A 21,654-nucleotide genomic window follows, 5' to 3' on the forward strand; every position below is an offset into this window, starting at 1 on the left:
GTAAAACTTGATTGGCTCCTAAAGATAAAATTGTTTTTATTCTTAAAGCTTTTTCACCATTCAGAAAAAATCAATTAAATATCTTTTTGAAAAAACTCTTTTTTTTGGTTTCAGAAATATTTGGTGCTACTTCCTGTAAGATTGTTCTCATTTGATTGCAATCTGTAAATCTGTCTTGCTGTCCTTCAAAAACTGTTTGTCTGATTTCGTCCATAGTTAACTTTGATGGAGGTAGTCGAAGTTGTTTTTTAAATGTGGCTTTACGTATAAAAGCTAAAAGCAGCGGATGTATTTTTGGATGTTCAGCAACAACTGTATTTAATTGCATGTGCATTATCATCTCCGGATTCTCCTGAAAAAATGGAGGATATTTAGCCACAGATTCATATAATGTGAGCCCCAGGCTAAACAAATCTGTAGAAGCATTTATGAGTTCCGGCAAGTTTAATAATTGTTCAGGTGGAGAATAAAGCAGCGAGAAAGGAAGTCTTTGTGTTGCTAACGGCTCTGCCATGTTGACGGAAAGTCCGAAATCAATGATTCGGATACTTGGGTTTAATAAATCGGGATTGCCTCTTTTATTTACAAGAATTAAAATATTGTCAGGGCGTATATCTGCATGTACAATTCCACTACTATGAATTTTTTCGAGAATTTCGAGCGTGGCAACAATGCACTTGATACTGAATTGTGCTCTGTTTTTTATATCATGTTGCAAAAGTTGACGCATAGAAAGACCATCAATAAATTCTTTAATAATGTAATAGCCGCTGTCATCTTTCCATGCATCAAGTGTATGCTGTACACCATCAAAATTAAAACCCATCAATGCTTCACGTTGAAACCTTAATTGTGTTTGCATTTCATCAGGGTTGTGTAGTTTTTTAATCACCACCGGTAATTTATCATCAACGCGATAGCCTAAATACACAGAGCTCCACTTGCCTTTGCGCTTCAACACAAGACTATCATTAGTTGGGTCAAGAAGGTAGGCTGCCTGATTGGTTTTCAGAATGAATGACATGATTCAGAGAATATTTATCGTGGGCTAAGTTAATAAACAAGCTTTATGTAATTTTGTTGCATGAAACATGCACTTACATTAGCATTTTCGCCCTGCCCAAATGACACCTTTATGTTTCACGCATGGGTAGAAGGGTTAATTAATATGCAAGGCCATCAGTTTAATATTACAATGGCAGATGTTGAAGAATTAAATCAGTCGGCATTGAAAGAAGAGGCAGATATAACTAAACTTAGTTTTGCTGCCTTTGCACATCTTGCCGACAAATATGAGCTGCTAACTTCAGGAGCTGCTCTTGGTCATCAATGCGGACCGCTTTTAGTAAGCAAGCATAATTTTAAATGGGAAGATTTACCTCAGTTAAAGGTTGTTATTCCCGGAAAATACACAACTGCAAATTTGTTGCTGACAATGTTTGCTCCGGATGTAAAAAATAAAAAAGAGCTGCTCTTTTCAGATATTGAAAATGAAGTGTTGACAGAGAAAGCAGATGCAGGATTAGTTATACATGAGAGCCGTTTTACTTATCATCTGCGGGGACTAAAAAAAATTGCCGATCTCGGAGAGCTTTGGGAAACTAAATATAAATGCCCTTTACCATTGGGTTGCATTGCAGTGAAGAAGAGTCTGCCTCCGGAAGTAAAGATGCAATTAAATAAATTAATGCATGATAGTGTTGTTTATGCTATGAAAAACCCTAAGGCTTCTGCTCATTTTATCGGACAGCATGCTCAGGAGATGGATATAAGTGTACAACAACAACACATTTCATTGTACGTTAATCAATGGTCAAAAGAACTTGGTGAAACAGGAAAAATGGCAATCAGAAAGTTGTTGGCAGAAGGAGAAATTGCCGGTTTACTGCCTAAGGCAGAAGCAGTATTTGTAGATGAGTTAAAGAATTTAGTAAATTAAAAAATGATAGTAGTAACTGGAGCCGCAGGATTTGTTGGCAGTTGTTTGGTGAAGAAACTCAACGAAGAGAATTTTAATGATTTGATTCTTGTAGATGACTTCAGCAATGAACAAAAAAATAAAAATCTTGAAGGAAAAAGATTTACAGGCAAAGTAGATCGAAAACTATTTTTTAAATGGTTAGACGAAAATCATCAACTTACTCAGTTTATATTTCATATAGGAGCAAGAACAGATACAACAGAATTTAACAAAAAGATTTTTGATGAGCTGAATGTTGAATACAGTAAAATGATTTGGCAGAAGTGTGTTGAATATGGTCTGCCACTTGTTTATGCATCATCGGCTGCAACCTATGGTGGAGGAGAAGCAGGGTATGATGATGATGAAAGTAAAATAAGCCGGCTTAAACCTTTAAATCCGTATGGCGATTCAAAAAACGAATTTGACAAGTGGGCACTTGCTCAAAATGAAAAACCATATTTCTGGTGCGGATTAAAATTTTTTAATGTCTATGGGCCAAATGAATTTCATAAAGGCAGAATGGCATCGGTTATTTTTCATGGATTTAATCAGATTCAAAATGATGGGGTAGTTAAATTATTTAAGTCACATCGCCCTGAATATAAGGATGGCTGGCAATTGCGTGATTTTATTTATGTGAAAGATGTTACATCGGTTTGTTATTTTTTGATGCACCACCGTAAAAATTCAGGTATCTATAACCTTGGTACCGGAAAAGCCAGGAGTTTTTATGATTTAGCATCAAGCACTTTTAAGGCAATGGGCATTGAGAACAATATACAGTTCATTGATATGCCTGCCGATATCAGAGATAAATACCAGTATTTTACGGAGGCAAAAATGGCAAAACTCAATGCTATCGGATACAAAGAGCCATTTTATACACTTGAGGAAGGTGTAACGGATTATGTAAGTAATTATCTGTTGCCTTCAAAATATTATTAACTCATAGTTTTTCAACAATGATTGACGGCAAATCAGGAAAACCTATTTTAGCGCCCTGATGATAAAATTCACTATGCGTGTTCTGAACCTTAAAGTGGTTCGGTATTTTTTTTCGGCTGCATCTGCAACAATAGTTGATGTAGGAATTTATTTTTTAGCTTTTAATTATTTGTTCGAAAAGAGGGATATTGTATTTTCTTTTTATACATTTTCTGCACCAACAGTTTCTTTGATGTTATCTTATTCATGCGGATTGTTAACAAATTTTTTTCTCACAAAATCTTTGGTTTTTAAAGAATCAGATTTAAAGGGGCATCATCAGTTTTTACGTTTTGTATTGGTTGCTATAGGTGTTTTGTTTTTGAATTATGTGTTGATGAAATTCCTTATTCGCCAAATGCATTGGTTCCCGACTATTGCGCGTGCATTTTCGGCAGTGAGCATAGGACTGATAAGTTTTGTTGTTCACAAAAGTTTCTCTTTCAGAGTAAGTGCAACGGAAGAAGTAGAGGATTAATCTGCTACTGACCGTATATAGAGAGTCGTTTAACTACCATCATGTTTTTACTGAAATGTATCTTGAAAAGATATAGTCCATCAACAGGCATTGGATGGAGACTTACCAGGCACTTTCCTTTTTCCATATAACATTCAGATTTGAAAATTAATTTTCCTGTTAAGTCTGTTATAAAAATTTCCGTGTTGCCGGAATAATTGCCGGCTTTTACAATAATATCTTCCCCACTTAAAGGATTTGGATAAATAGAAACTTCGTTATACCAGGAAATATTATTTATTGCATTTATGGTATCACAATCCCAAAGCCCGGTGTTACCGCCAACACAAATTCCACAAGTGTCAAGATATGCAGTTCCACCCCAATCACCATGACAATCTTGAATGCAAGGTTGTAATCCTGTATTACCACCAACGCATGTATTGCAAGAATCTAAGAAAGCAGTACCACCCCAGTCACCATGACAATCTTGAATGCAAGGTTGCAGTCCGGTGTTACCACCAACACAGGTGTTACACGAATCTAAGAATGCAGTACCACCCCAGTCACCATGACAATCTTGAATGCAAGGTTGTAATCCTGTATTACCACCAACACAGGTGTTACACGAATCTAAGAAAGCAGTGCCACCCCAATCACCATGACAATCTTGTATGCAAGGTAGAAGTCCTGTGAGTCCACCAACGCATGTACTACAAGAATCTAAAAATGCAGCGCCACCCCAGTCACCATGACAATCTTGAATGCAAGGTTGCAGTCCGGTGTTTCCACCAACACAGGTGTTACACGAATCTAAGAATGCAGTTCCGCCCCAGTCACCATGACAATCTTGTGTACATGGTTGCAGTCCGGTATTGCCACCAACACAGGTGTTGCAGGAATCTAAAAATGCAGTGCCACCCCAGTCACCATGACAATCTTGAATGCAAGGTAGAAGTCCTGTGAGTCCACCAACGCAAATTCCACATGAATCAATATATGCAGTACCACCCCAGTCACCATGACAATCTTGTGTGCATGGTTGCAGTCCTGTGTTACCACCAACACAAGTATTACAAGAATCTAAGAATGCAGTACCACCCCAGTCACCATGACAATCTTGTGTGCATGGTTGCAGTCCTGTGTTACCACCAACACAAGTATTACAAGAATCTAAGAATGCAGTACCACCCCAGTCACCATGACAATCTTGTATGCATGGTTGAAGTCCCGTGTTACCACCAACGCATGTATTACAAGAATCTAAGAAAGCAGTACCACCCCAGTCACCATGACAATCTTGAATGCATGGTTGCAGTCCTGTATTACCACCAACGCATGTATTACAAGAATCTAAGAAAGCAGTGCCACCCCAGTCACCATGACAATCTTGAATGCAAGGTTGAAGTCCTGTGTTACCACCAACACATGTATTACAAGAATCTAAGAATGCAGTACCACCCCAGTCACCATGACAATCTTGTATGCAAGGTTGAAGTCCGGTGTTACCGCCAACACAGGTGTTACACGAATCTAAGAAAGCAGTGCCATTAAAAACACCATTGCAATCAGTTGTGCAATTTGGATAAACACTTTTTTCACTGTATCCACTGAGCCCTCCGTCATCAGTGACTGTTAATCTAATACGGTAGTAATAAATTTCACCGTCACAACCGGCTGGTAAAATAGTTGCTGTGGTTATTTTGTTAGTATCAGTAGGCTCAGGATGTTCGTGCTGGTTGTGATGAAAATAAACATTCCATTTATAATGTAGTTGGCCCGGTGTATGCTCTGCATCTGTAACAGATGCCTGAAGTGGCAGTGTTGAAATCTGAAGCATAGAATACAAATCGCCATCATTAAAGCTTGTGATGTTTACAACAGGAGGTGTATTATTTATTGAAATAAAAACAGAATCTTTTGCAGTATTACCTGCTGTGTCAGTAACCGTTAATACAGCCCAATAACTTTGAATAACACCACCCGGACTATTATAAGTATGTTGAGGGCTTATCTGAGTTGAAGTAAAGCCATCGCCAAAACTCCAGAAGAAAGAAAGCGAATCATTCTCCGGATCGTGTGATTGACTGCCATCAAAATGAACAAGTAACGGTGATGCACCATACGAAGTATCAGATAATGCAACTGCTGTTGGTATGTTATTTACATTTCCAACGTAACAAATTTTTCTGATTTGATCCGGGTATTTTACATAATGGAGACAACCATCTCTTAAGTTTTCAGTTAAAAAAACTACAGGCCCCATGTTTGAAGCAAAATCTCTGACATAAGTGGCTGTATCGTTTGCATTAAATTTAAATTGCTTTATCCATTCTCCTCCATAATCGGCATGGAAATAACTTCCTTGTAAATCCAAAGGAAATTTATCACCTTGATATAGTGGACCTGCAACAGAAGCAAAACCACCAAAGCGTACACCATCAACAGGTGATTGTGGGTCATCAATATCTATAGTAGAAGCATTGTTGCCGGTAAAAATTCCTGTTCGAGAGCGATTACCATGATAATAATCAATCACAGGGCGTGCATGAATAAAGGTATGTACTGTTGCCGGAATTGGTTGACCCGCGTTACAAGAATTGTTAAAACTTACAATGCCGTTGGCAGTAGGGTTTTTTACCAATTCATGAAATGTAAAATATGGTTGAGTACAACCACCGGAACCATAAAGTGGATTTGGTGCAAAGTAGTTAAATTGTTTTGCGGCAAAATAATTTGGATCTAAATCATAGCCTTGATATACAGGCCACCCAAAATTCATTCCGGGACTATTACAAATATTAATATCTTCCCAAAATTGCCAACCTACATCACCAACAAAAAATGTTCCTGGATTACCTGCCGTAGGATCAGATTCTCCGGTTCCGGGTTTAAGTGAAATACGAAAAGGATTTCTTAGACCTAATGCCCAAACTCTTGATTGGGGTGAACGAGCATCAGTGCTGTCATAAAAAGGATTTGAAGGAATTCCATCACCTGTTGACGGATCTAAACGTAAAATTTTTCCGTTCAAAGATTGAATTAGTTGTGCCCGATATGCACCAACATTTTGTTGTGGTGTGATAATACTATCAGCTAATGCCTGAGCCCAATAACTGAGTATAGATGCAATTTGTCCACTATCTGCTGTTGCTGGTGAAGCTCCATCACCAGTTGTAACGATTAATGTTCCATCTGTTGCAAACAACAGTGTTCCTGCACTATGTGTATCGTACAAAACCGGAATGCCCGTTTTTTTTGTTTCACCAAGTAAAATAAGTCTGCTTCCGGGAACAGTTGTTGTAAAATTTGTAGCCGCATTTGCAGTATATCTTGTTATACGGCAAATAGTAGCAGCATCATATTCATTTGTGGTTGGACTATAGCTGCCTGTACCATAATGAAGGAGATAATGTCTGTCAACAACGTAGTATAAATAAAAGTATCCGTTGGTTCTGAAGTTTGGGTCAATGGCAAAACCATTCATGCCATGATCGCGCCAGTTACCAACTTCTTCACTGATGTCAATTAATGGTTGTGGTAATTTTACACCATTGGTATCAACAACCCAAACCAATCCTGCTTTTTCCCAAACATATTTTTGTCCTGTTGAATCATCAGTGTAACCTTCAACAAAGTCCCAACCTGTACTGACAAGTTGATCCGTAAATTGTGGAGGAAGTACCTGTGCATTTGATAATTGATTTGTTAAAAGAAAAACAATTAGTATAAAAGTATAGTAGTAATATTTCATGATGTCGGTTTATTACAGAATAATAAGTGCAAAGATAAACGCTCCTGAAAATATTTTTCTTAGGAAGTTTTGAAGTTTTACACCTATGAATACAAACCTGTTTTGAGAGATAATAAAAACAAAGGTGAATGACTTTTATTGATAAATGATTTAATTAAATAGCACAAGGTCAGAGAGAATCTTGATTGCCGGCTTTGAAATCATATTTCAGTTTGTTAAGTAATATTTTCTTTATGAAGAAAAACACAATTAAAATAAATCATATTGCTGTTAGTAACTTTCAAGTACAACAAAGATGAATTTATATTTATGTAAACGATAATTGCTCAGAGTTTACAACAGGAATAATTGGTGTAATTTTTATTAAAGAACTTTTAATAATTCAATTTCAAAAATAATTGGTGTATAAGGAGGAATCGGTCCATAACCTTTTTCGCCATAAGCGCTGTTAGAAGGAAGAACAACAACCACTTTGCCGCCTTCTTTCATTCTTTGCAAAGCTTCATTCCAACCATCAACTAGTCCATTGCTTCCAACTTTACAGCGAAATGGATTCTGAATATCTGTCCGCTTGTCAAAAACAGTTCCATCAAGAAAGCTGCCTGTGTACAGAACATCAGCCAGGTTTTCAGCATTGGCACTGCGGCCTTTTCCTTCCTTGATAACAGTAATAAAAGTTCCTGTTGGAAGAAATTCTCCTTTCAGATTATGGTCAATTACATAGTTACTTACCAAAGTAGTCTCCTCATCTCTCTTTTTCTTTTTTGCTAATGAAAGTTCCTTTTCGTATTCCTTTAGATGAGTAATTTTTATCAATCGTACTTCAAAAATTATTTTACTTCCCGGTTTAATATAGTGCGGAAGAGATTGTTTGAGTGATTCATTATAAAATTTTTCAGCATCAATTTTAAATTGTACACTGTCGCCAGGTTGCATCAATGCAAGTCCTTCGTTTATATCACCGGAATATTGTGGTTTTTTCAGGATAAGTCTGAATGAATCTGAAATTGCTTTCGAATTAAACAGCACAGTGTCACTCTCTGTTTTGTAAAGCATGTTTAAATTAAGAATATCACCCGGTTTGGCTTTGCTTGCATTTGTTTTTGAATCAATTATACAGTATTCAAGACCAGATTCAAGTTTCTTGAATTTTTTGCCACACGATGAAATTAAAAGTAAGGTAGCCAAAAGAAAAGCGATTTGTTTACACATTTATTTTTTTATTTTTAACAATTCAACATCATAATATAAAACCGCATTAGGTGGAATGTTAGCCCCATCACCGGTGAAACCATAACCTAGTTTTGAAGGTGTTATTAATACAGCCTTTTCTCCTATTGACAATAGTTGAACGCCTTCTTGTAAACCAACCGGAAGATCTGTTTTACCGATTTGAAAAACTAAATTGCCTGTGCTGTCAGACGAGTAACATAAAGTGCCATCAAGTAAATGGACTCTGTAAGCAATTTGGACAATGCTGTGAGCATTTGGCTTGATGCCTTTATTGGTCTTGTAAATATAATATCTTAGCCCTGTTGCTGTTGTTTCAACCGGATATTTGTATCGCTTCAAAAAATCTTCAATCTGATCATCTTCAGAATAAACCTGCGCTTTGTTGACCTTAACTAACTGCTCTTTTAATTTTTCGGAATTTATTTGTTGCTCCTGCTTTGGTTTTTGTTCGTCCGGATTATTTTTACAAGAAGATGTCAAAATCAAAAATGCAGCTATTGAAATAGGAATTAAAACCAACTTTTTCATATTTGCAAAGTTAGCTATTGTAACATCTTGTTGCAATATTGCGTGCTGCTATCATGGCTGTTGACCATGCTGCCTGAAAGTTAAATCCACCGGTAATGCCATCAACATTTATCACTTCTCCTGCAAAAAACAAATTGGTTATTATTTTGCTTTCCATAGTTTTCATATTTATTTCAGTTAAGTGAACTCCGCCACATGTCACAAACTCTTCTTTGAAAGTTGTTTTGCCGTTCATTTTAACTCTAAAGTCAACTAAAAGATTTATTAATGTGTTGATTTGCTTTTTAGAAAGTTGCGCATACTGTGTTTGTTTGTCAATGTTTCCATAATCAATTAAACGTTCCCATAACCGGTTCGGTATATTAGTAAAAAATTTGTTGGTTGCTACATTTGTCCTTGCATACAGATTTTTGTTTTCGGCAAATTTTTCTAAAGCTTTTGTATGATTGAAACCTGGCAAAAAATTTATCGAGACTTCGGTAAGATAATTCTGTTGATTTAACCATGCTGCCGCCCATGCTGACATGCGCAAAACTACCGGGCCACTCAATCCCCAGTGTGTGATGAGTAGCGGACCTTGTTCAGTTCTGTTGTAAGCCGGTAAATTTAAAGTAACTTCTGTGGCAACTCCTTCAAGACCTTTGAATGGAGAATTTGGGATATTGAAAGTGAAAAGTGAAGGAGTAGGATTAATTATAGTATGATTTGATGAAGTACAAATCCACGAATACGATGATGCTGCTGGATGTCCACCTGAAGCAATGAGCAGAAATGTGGCGTGCATGGTAGTTTTGTCAGATAGGTTCAAAATAAATCTTCCATCTTCTGTTTGAGAGTAATTTGTTAATGCCACACCGGTTTTAATGGTTACACCTAATTTGTCCGCTTCATTCAAAAAGCAATGGATTATGGTTTCTGATGAATCTGTGTCAGGAAACATCCTTCCATCTGGTTCTGCTTTTAATTTTATTTTACGCTGACTGAACCACTCAATAGTGTCAGAGGCATTAAACTGATGAAAACAACTTAGTAATTCTTTATTTCCTCGGGGATAATTTGCAGCTAAGAGTTTATTATCAAAGCACTGATGTGTAACGTTACAACGACCACCACCGGAAATACGAACCTTTGACAATAACTTATGTGTTTTTTCTAAGATAATTACTTCCAGATCTGACGCCATTTGTGCAGCATTGATAGCAGAAAAAAAACCTGCAGCACCACCACCGATTATAACAAGTCGTTTCTTTTCGCTCATGCGCGTGGATGATGTTGCATAATTTCCTGACGAAGATAATCTCTATCCAAGTGAGTGTAAATTTCTGTTGTAGTGATACTTTCATGACCGAGCATTTCCTGCACAGCACGTAAATCGGCACCACCTTCAATAAGGTGTGTAGCAAAACTATGTCTGAAAGTATGTGGGCTTATTTTTTTCTTGAGTTGAATTTTAATTGCTAATTGTTTGATGATGGTAAACACCATGACACGTGTTAGCTGAGCACCTCTTCTATTAAGAAAAAGGATATCATCATTTCCGGTTTTAATTTTTATTTGTCTTCTGAAAGACTCTTCGTAAATATGGATATGTTTAATAGCCGATGAGCCTATGGGAACTAATCTTTCTTTATTGCCTTTACCTGTAATTTTTAAGAAACCTATGTCAAAAAAGGAATTCGATTTTTTTAAGGAAATGAGTTCACTTACACGTAACCCTGAACTATAAAGTGTTTCGAGCATGGCTCTGTTGCGCTGACCTTCGGCTGTACTTAAATCAATAGCATTTAGCAAGGTGTCAATTTCTTGAATAGTTAAAAATTCAGGAAGTTTTCTTCCCAGTTTAGGCGTTTCTAATAATGTTGTAGGGTCATCAGAGATAATATTTTCGAGTAAGAGAAATTTATAAAATGCTTTAATGCCTGAAATAATTCTGGCTTGCGATCGGGCGCTAAGATTCCGTTCATTTATCCACTGAATAAATTGCTGCAAATGGTCTAGTGAAAGTGTTTCAACGCTCTTTTCTATGTGTTTTTCCTGAAGAAACTCGTAAAGCAATTCCACATCATGTTTATAGGCCTCATTGGAATTGGCAGATAACGATTTTTCCAATTTAATATATGCTGAAAAGCCATTAATATATGCCACCTTACTCATAGTGCTAAAGTAGCTAACCTAAACTTATGTCATACGGGATGTTTGGTTGAAATAAAGACAAAAAATCAACGATGGAATGTTTATTGAACTGAATAAAAAATTAAGGCTAATAAATCGTATTTTTGCATCAGCAAGCCGCTCTATCGCTCTTGACTCGTTTAAGAGAGGAAAGTCCGGGCAACAGAGAGCATCCTGCCTCCTGTTAAAGGAGGGTGTAGTTTTAGTGATGAAGCTATAACAGAAAGTGCCACAGAGATAACAATTCCACCAGCAATGAATTGCATGGTGGTAAAGGTGAAAACGTGAGGTAAGAGCTTACGGGCATCTTCAGTAATGAAAATGCAAGGTAAACCTCAGGAGTTGAAAGGCAAAATATATCACGAACAGGCAATGGCTCGTTGCCGTTTGTTCAGCAATGAACATCTTCGTGAAGGGTATGCCGCAAACAGACAAATGATAGGGGGTTTGAATGCTGCAAAGTATTCAGATTACAGAATCCGGCTTACAGGCTTGCTTTTATTTTTTTTCTGCTGAATTGCTTTTTAATAATTTAGCAGCCAATGAAAAAGAAACTCCTTTACATTAGCAATCAACATGAGATAGTTCTTAAATTTATTATCTTTTGTTTTACAGCCTTTCTGATTATTAAAATGTTGCCACATCAGGTAAGGTATAAATTTGATTATTCAATATCTAAACCCTGGACTGAAAAAGACCTGGTAGCTCCATTTGATTTTGCTGTTCTGAAAAATAAGGATTCGCTCAATGCTGAGAAAAGAATTTTACTTCTCAATGCAACGCTTTTTTTTGAACGCGATACAGCCGTTAAAGAGCAAGTTTTACAACGAGCAATAGCACGAATTGATCCGGTCGATAAACATAATGCAGAATTGTTAAGGCAGGAAATTTCCATTCTTGCCAGCGAACTCTATAAGAATGGCGTGGCAGACGAAAGTGCACGCACCATTTCTTTTGGTCAGGCCAGAATAATCAAAGGTGTTGATTTGATACCTGCCAACAATTTTATTTTTGAAGATGATGCCGTTAACGAGCTGGCTCGAATTGCGAAAGAAAAGCATATTGACGCTCCGGATATGGCAATTTCATTACTTGCTCCTTTGGTAAGCAATGATTTAACCATTGACAAAGTAATGACAGACCGTTTTAAAGATGAGTTGCTAAGGTCGGTCTCTGAAACTCGTGGAATGGTTGAAAAAGGCGATTTGATTATTGCAAAAGGCGAAGTTGTAACACGTGAAAAATATCAGGAGCTGGAATCTCTGAAGTCAATTACAGAAGAGTATGCCCGTCCCAATAAACATGTACTTGTAGGCCAGGTAATATTGGTTGTTTTGTGCCTTTCTTTATTGATGATATTCCTGGCACAACGCAGAAAAGATATTTTTCAGTCAAACAGAAGACTAAGTATTATTTTATTGATGGTAGTTTTCGATGTATTTATATACACATGGTCACTTAAAGTAGAAGCTGTGAGTTTGTATATTGTTCCATTATGTATTCTGCCTATTGTACTACGTACATTTTTTGATACACGGCTTGCTTTGTTTGGCTATATTATCACAATATTAATTTTAGGATCAATTGCATCCAATGGTTTTGATTTTGTGTTTACACAAATCTGTGCGGGTATGATAACTATATTCAGTATAAAAGATATGCGCAATCGCTCACATGTTTCTTGGGCAGTATTGTTTGTCTATATCGGCTATTTTGTTTGTTATACCAGCCTCGAAATTATTCATGCAGGAAATATGGTTAAAGTCAATTGGGAAAATTCTTTCTGGTTACTTGCAAACGTGCTGCTGACACTTTTTGCATATCCATTGATTTATTTTCTAGAGCGTATTTTCAAAGTCACTTCTGATATTTCATTGATAGAACTTGCTGATAGTAACAATCCATTATTGCATGATCTGAGTATAAAAGCGCCCGGAACATTTCAGCATTCATTGCAGGTTGCAAACCTGGCCGAATCGGCAATGTTTAAGATCGGAGGTAATGCATTGTTGGTTAGAGTCGGAGCATTATATCATGACATTGGTAAAATGGATATGCCACTTTATTTTATCGAAAATCAGGTTACTCAGGTAAACCCGCATGATGAGTTGTCTTTTGATGAAAGTGCAGGTATTATCATCAGCCACGTAATTAAGGGAATAGAAATAGCCAGAAAGCACAACCTGCCCGATCTGGTAATTGATTTCATCAGAACACATCATGGAACATCGCGTGTACAATATTTTTACGAGTCGTATCTGAAAAATTATCCAGACAAAATTATTGATGAAAATGCATTTCACTATCCCGGTCCAAAACCATTCAGCAGAGAGACTGCTGTATTGATGATGGCCGATTCTGTTGAAGCTGCATCGCGAAGCCTCAAGAAGCACGATTCAGAGAACATCAATAAATTGGTTGATGATATAATAGATAACCAAATTGCACACGGTCAATTTTCAAACTGTAATATTACTTTCAGAGATATTACCGAATTAAAAAAATTGTTTAAGAAAATGCTTGGAAGTATCTATCATGTACGGGTTGAATACACGGTAGCTTGATAATAAATTAAGACTTGGTTTTCTCGCTTAAAACCGTCAAACTCAGAATTGTTAAGAAGATACATAAACCAGGAAAAAGTATCAACCACCAGCTATCAATATTTTCTTTTGCCTGTGCCATAAGACCACCTAAGGTAACGGTTCCGGGATTTACGCCTAACCCAATAAAAGAAAGTCCAGACTCACTAAGTATTACGGCTGCCATTCCATATAAGAACACAGGTTTTAGAATAGGAATAAGATTTGGTATTAAATGCCTGAATACAATTTGCCTGAATGATAAACCGGTAACAATTGCAGCATCAACAAAGCCTTCACTGCGAAGGCGCTGTACCTCTGTTCTGATCATTCTTGATGGTTCAACCCATAAAACTAATCCGAAAACCAATATTAGTGTGATGCCGGAAGGTTGAAACAATGATGATAATGCAATAATGATAATGAGTTGTGGTACAGCTACCATTACTTGTGTCAGCAACGAAATCCAAAAATCAGGATTGAGATGGATTTGCTTTATCTCTGTGGCGGCTCTTTTGTTGATAGCATGCCAAAAAGTAAATAAAGCAATCGTTAAAAACAGAAATAATATAAAGCAAGGTAATAAGTCTTTTAAATTGATGACGTTAAATTGTTGAAACAGGTTGTGCCATTCCATTGCAAAGGTGTTAAAACAATAAAACCAAACCAGAAACAGGAACATGATTAATGAAATGAATTTTATTCGGTTAAGATAGATGCCGGAGTCAGCAAAGTATCCTGAATAAACACCTAAAATCAATGAAATTGCAATACTCAAAATCATTGAGAATATGGCAATGAGTAAACTATGCCGTAAACCAAATACTATTCCTGCAGCTACGTCAGCACCAATTGCATCAGTACCCAACCAATGATGAAACCGGAGTGGGATTTCAACTTGTTGTCCTTTCTGATTTGTATAAAAGTTTTTTTGAAATGGACTTAATAGTGCTACATCATTTTGTTTTGGCTGACCGGGCGAGTAGGGTATAAGGTGCAGAATCTGCGGGTTGCTATTATTCCCTAATTCATCAGATGAATTGTCGTTAGAAGTTAAAGTGTCATTTCCAAAAAGCGGTTTTTCATTAGCAATAAATGGTGCAAATATTGCCAGAAGGACCACTGATAAAAGCCATAGTTTTGCAAAACGAACTTTCACCTTTCTACTCATGTATAAACAGATTTAGTTCGTGGGTCAATGTAGTGATGTATCCATTCATTCATCAGATAAAGTAGCATTGTAACTAGCCCGGTAATTAAAATAACAGCAGAAATAAAAGGATAGTTTCTTGTTGTAGTTGCATGGATCAACTCAAGCCCCATTCCCGGAATTGAAAATAATGATTCAATAATTACAGAACCACCAATAACGGCAGGAAACATGTTTGCGAGCAAGGCTACAAATGGCGCTATAATATTTGGAAAGATGTGTCTGATTACAACTTCTTTTTTTGTTAACCCTTTTGCTAGCGCCATTAATGCATAAGGTTTTTTTAACTCAGCCGCTATTAAACTGGCAGATGTGCGTTGCACAAATGCCCACAATGAATAGGTGTAGCAAATTAGCGGAAGAATAAGATAAGGTAATGTGTGTATAAATTTTTCAGAAAGACTTGTGTCTGAAGAAAAGCCCCCAATTGGACTAATTCCTGAGGAAGGAAATATTTGCAAAAAATCAGGATTAGAAAAAAAATATAGCAAAGCTGTTCCTGCAAAATATACCGGTAAAGAATAAAAAAGCACTGTTGTTGTGTTGATTATGCGACCGGCAAATTTATTATTTGCATACGCTAACCATAAGGAAATAAATAAGCCGAAAAAAAATGCAATAAAAATTGCAAGCACAGTCAATAACAATGACCAGAATATTTTTTCTTTCAGCAATGAGCCAATGCTTCTTCCGGTATAAAGTGATTGGCCTAAGTTTAAATGGATGATGCCGCTATACTTATCTGTGCCAAAAAACCAGTCATGAAAGCGATTTTGTGAATTCAATTGAATTACAGGTGTCCATTTTTTCCATGATGATTTTTGAGTTTGCATATTATTATATGACTGCAAAATAGAGTTTGCCAATGAATTTAGCTTTAATGTAGCAGCGTAAGTGTTGAATGAATTTATAATGCTGTCATTCTTATTCAGGTTTACTTGTGTTTCTATCTGATATAAGCAGTTTGCTGCTTTAGCAGCAGTTTGTCTGTAGGAAGTATCAGTTACCGATGCTAATGAGGCTGTTATTGCTGTTCGGGCAGCATTTATCATCAAATAAAAAGTAAATACTTCACTGCCGCAGCCATAATTGCGCAACAAGTGATTATAACTTTTTTGTTGTTGCTCTGAAGGAAGATAATGCTGCCATCCTAATTCGGCCAGAGATGTTACAGAAAAATAAAATAAAGGTTTGTTATAACCCAACCGTTGAGCAAGTAATGTTTTTTGATGCTCATAATTTGAGGAAGATATACTTGTTTTTTCTTCCCTGATGAGGATGTAGTCCAATGCATCACCCGGCATATAAACCGATAGCATAAACGATGACAGCAACAGTGCAGATAAAATAAAAAAATATTTGAAAATGATATGCCGCATCTTCCTGTTTCTGATTTTATTTATCCTGTTGCAGATGTTTTGTTAACCGGTGAAAGTAATCTAAAAGTATTGAGTAGCAATCCGGGTTTTTCAAAATAGAGATTTACATTTCCGAAACGTTTGTGTACTGCAATTCTGCGTTGCGAGTTAAAAAGAAAAACATAAGCCACATCATCAACCACCATTTTTTGAAAACGCTTGTCCATTGCAGTTCGCAGAGAATCATCAATTGTAAATTTTATTGAATCAATCAATGCGTCAGACGTACTGTTGCCAAATCCGGAATAATTATCGCCATTCTCACTCCAACTTGACGAATGCCAGAGTTGTGTAAAGTCATCTGGCGAAACATTGGTTGTCCACACACTCATGAGCATATCGAAATCATGTGTTCGTGCTTTTTCTAAAAACACAGGCACTTCAAGTGGAACAATATTCATCACAATACCTGCTTTTTTTAATTCGGCAGCAAGCAGTAATGAAAGATCGTTCCAGTCAGGAATGCCGGAGTAGATATTCATATCAAATTTAAAATCTTCCTTTATGCCATCAATCATTTTATCGAGTACACCATCATGATCACTGTCTTTCCAGCCGGCATTGGCAATTAGTTTTATGGCTTCATTGTAATTTTGCAAAATTGGTGTAAGCGATTCATTGAAATTATATTTATGACTACAAACAGGTCCGGCCTGTCTTTTGTATTCTCCTTTGTACAAAGCTCTGTTTATTTGTTCATAGGGAAATAGCATGGAAATTGCTTTTCTTACATTTAAATTATCAAATATCTTATTATGTTTCTTCCCATCAGGCTTCATATTAAAAGCAGCAAATGAATAATTGAATGTGCTTGTAAACTGAGCATTGTAATTATGATTGAATAAAGAATCCTCACGTAATTTTAATAGTGATTTTGTTGCAAGTGTTGTGCTGGCATCAAATTGTTGCTTCTTAAATTCAAGGACATTTACATTGGGATCGCTGTTGATTTTGAAAATTATTTTTGCAACAGTGGAATGTTCTGATGAATCCTTGGAGTGATCTGTCCAATGATTGCTTTTCTTTTCTAATGTTAAGAATTGACCATGCTCCCATGCAGTGACTTTATAAGGTCCCAGTCCATTTAGTTTTTTTAAATCAAATCCTGTTGCTTCAGAATTAAATTCTTCAAACCAATTTTTAATTTCTTGAGGAGCATTGGAACGAAAATCTTCCGCTGCAATGGTTGCCAACAAATATTTTCCAAGAATATTTTTCGGATCATGAAACGATTGTTGCATAATAATTATATCACCCCAGATGGCAACATCCTGCAGATAGGGTTTAGCAATTTTAATACTAAAAGCAAAAGAATCATTTGAATCTGGAATAAATTCAATCATGTTGTCAAGGTAGGGCTTGAAAAAATCATTTTGTGTCAGCACACATTTGTAAACTTTCAATGTGAAAAGAATATCATTTGCAGTCAGGTGTTCACCATTGTCCCATAGAGCATCATTTCTCAAATGGAATTTGTACGAACTATTTGCTGCATCATATAAGGGTAGTTTGCTGAGAAGATTTGGTTTTAATGTGTTGGTCATAAAATTTGTTCCAATCAAAACACTTTGTGTATAAAGCATAACTTCACTACGCATCAAAGTTTTTCCGTTTGTTGGGTGCAGGTTGTCGGGCTCCTGAAGAACCTGATACACGACTTTATTTTCTGTACTCCATGCCGGATCCCAGATTTTTGCATCTGGAATTGCAATAAATCCGGAATTGCTGTTTGTCTCAGCCACAGTATAATTCTGGGGCTTGTGGTCTGTGCAAGAGACCATTAAAATCGAAAACACGAATAAAATATTGATACCGGCAACTCTCATAATGGCAATATTAGCATATAAGAGCATAAAAAAAATAAAATTAAATCATATAGTTTTGTTTACATATACTTTTTTTTACCTTTGCCGCCCATCTGAAAAGGTGAGGTGCCTGAGAGGCCGAAAGGAACAGTTTGCTAAACTGTCGTACGGGGCAACCTGTACCGTGGGTTCGAATCCCACCCTCACCGCAAAAGTTTTGCGAAAATCAGGTGTATGGCGAAACAGATGTTTTTTCGCATAAAAGTTGTTCTTTGAGTCGTAACAGAATTTAAAAATTTTCGGGGTGTAGCGTAGCCCGGTTCATCGCGCCTGCTTTGGGAGCAGGAGGTCGCAGGTTCGAATCCTGCCACCCCGACAAGTAAAAAGAGTCTAAAGTGGTTACCGCTTTAGACTTTTATGTTTACGGCTGTTTGGTCCCGTAGCTCAGCTGGATAGAGCAACTGCCTTCTAAGCAGTAGGTCATTGGTTCGAATCCAATCGGGATCACATCTTTTCTAAGTCTTTCCGAATCCTGTTTTACTGAAAACAAAAACCTCCGGGGATAATACCTGCCTTAAACTGGTCAATCAAATTTCCCGCAGCACTATAACGATAAATACTTCCTCGCTGCAAATAATCAATTGCATCCGATACATAAATTTCATTTCTGTTTGGGTCAACAGCCAAAGAATAAAATAATTTTCCATTACCATTGATGAATGGTGTTGAAGGCAATGAGGTGTCGCTGATGCTCATTTGCCATACATGGCGATCAAGAAAATATAATGTGTCATTCTGTTGACTCATGTTCATACGCCAGGGTGCATGTTTGCCATTAAAATAAAAACTTTTTAGCACCTGATTATTTATTGGATTTATCTGCATTAAAGCTGATGGCTTTTGTTGCAATGAATCGCCACTACACATCACCCACAACAAACCGTTTTTATCTTCACAGATAGAGTTGGGCGAATATGCCAAGGCAATGCTGTCAGTCAGCATATCTGTCATTGCATTAATGACATAAATTTTATCGGTGAAGAGTGATGAAACAAAGACTTTTCCGTAAACCATTTTCAATTGTTCTGTACCTGCAACGGCTGGTATATAGCCTGAGATACTGTTTGTTGAAAGATTTACAATTGCCAATCTGTTGTCGTATAGATCCGATACATATGCCTTGCTATTGCTAACAGGAAGAATATAGCGTGGTGAATTAAAACCTGAAATAGTTGCTTCAATTTTAAATGTAGCAGCATTAACTACCACAACTTTAGAAGAATTGTTGACTACAATATAAAACTTATTGTTAAAGTAACACATGCTCTGACAAACATCACCTAAAGGAACTTGATTTACCTGCTTGTAATAATCTTCTGTAATATTTTTGGATACTTTATCATACAGACTGATTGCGGCATTTCCAAACTGAAAATTTCCTTCATTGCTAATATACATCAAGCCACTGTTGCCAGAGGTAATTATAGTAGATGTTACTGCTTCAGGCTTGTCTTTTTTACAGGAAAAAACAAGAATACAAGTAAGAAATAAATAAACAGATTGTTTAATCATTAACAATAAGTTTAAAGGTTTCTGTATGCTCATTTGATGATAATTTTAAAAAATAAATACCATTGCCAATCAAAGAATTTCCAAGATTGAAGTAATGTTCACCGGAAGTGATTTTGCCGTCTGAAATTTGTTTTATCAACTTACCAGAAAGGTCAAATAATGTGATGCTCAGGTCTTCAGTTTTTGTGAGGGTCAATTTAAACACATTGTTTTTACTGAAAGGATTGGGGTAGGAGAGTGTGAAATAGTTTTCATCAATATCAATTTGTGATGTTGTATTCTGATGAATGACACCTACTGCGTCAAGGTCGAATCCGGAGCTGGGAAATGGTGTTGGCCATGGGTCATTTATCTTATGCAACTGAGAATCGTATGTAGCATAAAGCTCGTTAATACTTCCTACAACATCAATAATTCTGACATGTGTGATGTGATTCACGTCAAGTCCGGTAATTCCTGTCATGATGTTTAAGTCAAATGGTGTACCATAAGTTGCACTGTATTTACCTGCCAGATTATCAATTTGTGTTGCATCAATGCTTCCAAAACTTGCTACCTGTATTGTATCTTGCGTTAATGATACTGAAGGAAAGCGGAAAAAGTTTATTCCATCACTACTCACTTCAACAAGTGCAAGCTCAAGAAATGTTTCGCTAAAGCTGTTTTCAAACACTGCAAAATCCCAGCCGCTTCCATTCATAATTGGATTTGCAAATGTTAATGTGGCCATGCCTCCATCGCCTAGACTTACTACATCAAGACCATCGGCCATGCCCAAGGCAGAGGTACTGTCTCCAATAGTACAAACACCTAATCCCTGATTGGAAATGTCTTGCCATCCTCTGACAATACTGCATTGTGTTGCCCACGAAACAATAATACTGCTGTCTTTATGAATTGCTGTTGTGCCCGGTTGACTTGCAGGTGGTGCAAATTGAGCCATGCTTTCAGTTAATGAAAAAATACAAGTCAATGCAATCAATACTTTTTTTAATAATGCGAGCATTTTATAAATTTTAATTTAATAGATGTGTTGTTGTGTTGTCCATTGATAAAATACAATCCTTCTTTGAGTGCTGATACAGATATTTTATCGCCTGCATTTGATTGGTGTGATTCTAAAACTACGCGACCTTCAATATCAGTGATAATAAAATTATCCATATTTTTAGATAGTGTGATAAATGTTGATGCAGGATTAGGATATACTTGTAAAACATCGTTTTTATTTTCTGATATTCCTACAGGTGAGTCGGCCGTGGTGAGGTTGTCAATACAATAAAATAAAGGTGTGTTGATACCAAATGTGCCAATATCACTTGAATAAAGTGTAAAAATCAAACTGTCAGTGTTGCCAAGAACTGATAAATCTACCCACTGCCAATTGTTGACAATATAATCCTGCGCATTGTTTGCAGAACGAAAGTCAGCAAGATAGAAATTCACACTATCGTTACTTAAATTACCATTGTACCAATTGTGTATGGTTAGAATAAAATAATCAGGATCATTGCCTGATGGTCCTCCGAATTTTTTTGCAAATGCATCACCATCACGCATACTGATGTAGGGGAAAGTAGCATTGGTTACATAAAAACCATTAACAACTTTTCCTGCAGCATTTCCTGTCAGTGCTATAGTTGCCCCTTGCTGACCAATAGCGTAAATGCCGGAGCCGTTATAACCTGTAAGTGATGCACAGGCATATATGTTTCCGAAGCCTGAGGTGCTGCTGTCTTCAACATTGCTGTAGGCCCACCCCGAAAGCCAGTATTGAAATGATGGGTCGAAAAAATTAGGAAAAATGGCATTTCCTGATATGAAACTTGTTCCTCCTTGCTGTGACGATCCGTTGAAGAAACTATCTGCCGGTAGTGTCAGATTTTCGAAATTGCTGACCGTTTGTGCATTAAGTTTTACAGCCATCAATTGAAATAGTGACATTGTTGCAATGATAAGTTGAAGTTTTTTCATAT

General features: G+C 36.7%; 16 protein-coding genes, 3 tRNA genes and 1 other RNA gene. 8 read left to right on the top strand and 12 right to left on the bottom strand.

The window, feature by feature from the left end:
* Positions 1-70: 70 nt before the first annotated feature.
* On the bottom strand, positions 71-1,024 hold the full coding sequence (locus tag V9G42_07295) for a protein kinase (protein MEI2759219.1): 954 nt from the start codon (positions 1,022-1,024) through the stop codon (positions 71-73).
* A gap of 60 nt (positions 1,025-1,084) precedes the next feature.
* On the opposite strand from V9G42_07295, the gene V9G42_07300 reads away from it, so the two are divergent.
* Genes V9G42_07300 through V9G42_07310 form a run of 3 tightly spaced genes read left to right on the top strand, consistent with a single transcriptional unit; the run spans position 1,085 to position 3,425 of the window.
* Complete coding sequence (locus V9G42_07300) at positions 1,085-1,939, top strand: 1,4-dihydroxy-6-naphthoate synthase (protein MEI2759220.1); 855 nt, start codon at positions 1,085-1,087, stop codon at positions 1,937-1,939.
* A gap of 3 nt (positions 1,940-1,942) precedes the next feature.
* Positions 1,943-2,908, top strand: coding sequence for an ADP-glyceromanno-heptose 6-epimerase (rfaD, locus tag V9G42_07305; protein ID MEI2759221.1), 966 nt, complete (start codon positions 1,943-1,945; stop codon positions 2,906-2,908).
* Between the two features lie 58 nt (positions 2,909-2,966).
* Entirely contained in the window at positions 2,967-3,425 is a 459-nt protein-coding gene (locus V9G42_07310; GenBank protein MEI2759222.1) for a GtrA family protein, read from the top strand.
* A 4-nt stretch (positions 3,426-3,429) separates the two neighbouring features.
* On the opposite strand, the gene V9G42_07315 is transcribed toward V9G42_07310, so the two are convergent.
* The 5 genes from V9G42_07315 to xerD form a co-directional block, all read right to left on the bottom strand.
* The gene (locus tag V9G42_07315) at positions 3,430-7,158 is read right to left on the bottom strand and encodes a PQQ-dependent sugar dehydrogenase (protein MEI2759223.1); all 3,729 of its coding nucleotides are present in this window, start codon (positions 7,156-7,158) and stop codon (positions 3,430-3,432) included.
* 363 nt (positions 7,159-7,521) lie between these two features.
* Complete coding sequence (locus tag V9G42_07320) at positions 7,522-8,370, bottom strand: FKBP-type peptidyl-prolyl cis-trans isomerase (GenBank protein ID MEI2759224.1); 849 nt, start codon at positions 8,368-8,370, stop codon at positions 7,522-7,524.
* The gene (locus tag V9G42_07325) at positions 8,371-8,919 is read right to left on the bottom strand and encodes an FKBP-type peptidyl-prolyl cis-trans isomerase (GenBank protein ID MEI2759225.1); all 549 of its coding nucleotides are present in this window, start codon (positions 8,917-8,919) and stop codon (positions 8,371-8,373) included. It abuts the gene before it with no gap.
* A gap of 10 nt (positions 8,920-8,929) precedes the next feature.
* Positions 8,930-10,177, bottom strand: coding sequence for an NAD(P)/FAD-dependent oxidoreductase (locus V9G42_07330; protein MEI2759226.1), 1,248 nt, complete (start codon positions 10,175-10,177; stop codon positions 8,930-8,932).
* Positions 10,174-11,073 (bottom strand): site-specific tyrosine recombinase XerD, encoded by a 900-nt coding sequence (gene xerD, locus V9G42_07335; protein ID MEI2759227.1) that lies wholly within the window; start codon positions 11,071-11,073, stop codon positions 10,174-10,176. The genes V9G42_07330 and xerD overlap by 4 nt, the downstream gene beginning before the upstream one ends.
* A 127-nt stretch (positions 11,074-11,200) precedes the next feature.
* Here xerD and rnpB point away from each other — a divergent pair.
* Both rnpB and V9G42_07345 read left to right on the top strand, forming a co-directional pair.
* Positions 11,201-11,594, top strand: an RNA gene (gene rnpB, locus V9G42_07340) — RNase P RNA component class A.
* A 39-nt stretch (positions 11,595-11,633) separates the two neighbouring features.
* The gene (locus tag V9G42_07345) at positions 11,634-13,655 is read left to right on the top strand and encodes an HDIG domain-containing metalloprotein (GenBank protein ID MEI2759228.1); all 2,022 of its coding nucleotides are present in this window, start codon (positions 11,634-11,636) and stop codon (positions 13,653-13,655) included.
* A gap of 7 nt (positions 13,656-13,662) precedes the next feature.
* Here the strand turns inward: V9G42_07345 and V9G42_07350 are convergent, their stop codons facing one another.
* From V9G42_07350 to V9G42_07360, 3 genes are read right to left on the bottom strand one after another with little or no spacing between them, the layout of a single operon-like run.
* On the bottom strand, positions 13,663-14,844 hold the full coding sequence (locus V9G42_07350; GenBank protein MEI2759229.1) for an ABC transporter permease: 1,182 nt from the start codon (positions 14,842-14,844) through the stop codon (positions 13,663-13,665).
* The gene (locus tag V9G42_07355) at positions 14,841-16,262 is read right to left on the bottom strand and encodes an ABC transporter permease (GenBank protein ID MEI2759230.1); all 1,422 of its coding nucleotides are present in this window, start codon (positions 16,260-16,262) and stop codon (positions 14,841-14,843) included. Before V9G42_07355 ends, V9G42_07350 begins: the two co-directional genes overlap by 4 nt.
* A 20-nt stretch (positions 16,263-16,282) precedes the next feature.
* The gene (locus tag V9G42_07360) at positions 16,283-18,043 is read right to left on the bottom strand and encodes an ABC transporter substrate-binding protein (protein MEI2759231.1); all 1,761 of its coding nucleotides are present in this window, start codon (positions 18,041-18,043) and stop codon (positions 16,283-16,285) included.
* Between the two features lie 183 nt (positions 18,044-18,226).
* On the opposite strand from V9G42_07360, the gene V9G42_07365 reads away from it, so the two are divergent.
* The 3 genes from V9G42_07365 to V9G42_07375 all read left to right on the top strand — a co-directional run bounded on the left by V9G42_07365 (position 18,227) and on the right by V9G42_07375 (position 18,613).
* A tRNA-Ser gene (locus tag V9G42_07365) sits at positions 18,227-18,315 on the top strand.
* Between the two features lie 91 nt (positions 18,316-18,406).
* A tRNA-Pro gene (locus tag V9G42_07370) sits at positions 18,407-18,482 on the top strand.
* Positions 18,483-18,539: 57 nt separating this feature from the next.
* Positions 18,540-18,613 (top strand) — tRNA-Arg (locus tag V9G42_07375).
* A 30-nt stretch (positions 18,614-18,643) separates the two neighbouring features.
* Here V9G42_07375 and V9G42_07380 read toward each other — a convergent pair.
* The 3 genes from V9G42_07380 to V9G42_07390 are packed head-to-tail and all read right to left on the bottom strand — an operon-like array spanning position 18,644 to position 21,652.
* Positions 18,644-19,711 carry a DUF5074 domain-containing protein gene (locus tag V9G42_07380; GenBank protein ID MEI2759232.1) on the bottom strand — a complete coding sequence of 356 codons (1,068 nt, stop codon included), beginning with the start codon at positions 19,709-19,711 and terminating at the stop codon, positions 18,644-18,646.
* Positions 19,671-20,684, bottom strand: coding sequence for a T9SS type A sorting domain-containing protein (locus tag V9G42_07385; GenBank protein MEI2759233.1), 1,014 nt, complete (start codon positions 20,682-20,684; stop codon positions 19,671-19,673). Before V9G42_07385 ends, V9G42_07380 begins: the two co-directional genes overlap by 41 nt.
* The gene (locus V9G42_07390; protein ID MEI2759234.1) at positions 20,669-21,652 is read right to left on the bottom strand and encodes a DUF4465 domain-containing protein; all 984 of its coding nucleotides are present in this window, start codon (positions 21,650-21,652) and stop codon (positions 20,669-20,671) included. Before V9G42_07390 ends, V9G42_07385 begins: the two co-directional genes overlap by 16 nt.
* Positions 21,653-21,654 lie beyond the last annotated feature (2 nt).

The organism is Bacteroidia bacterium, from assembly GCA_037045145.1.
Taxonomy (GTDB): domain Bacteria; phylum Bacteroidota; class Bacteroidia; order AKYH767-A; family OLB10; genus OLB10.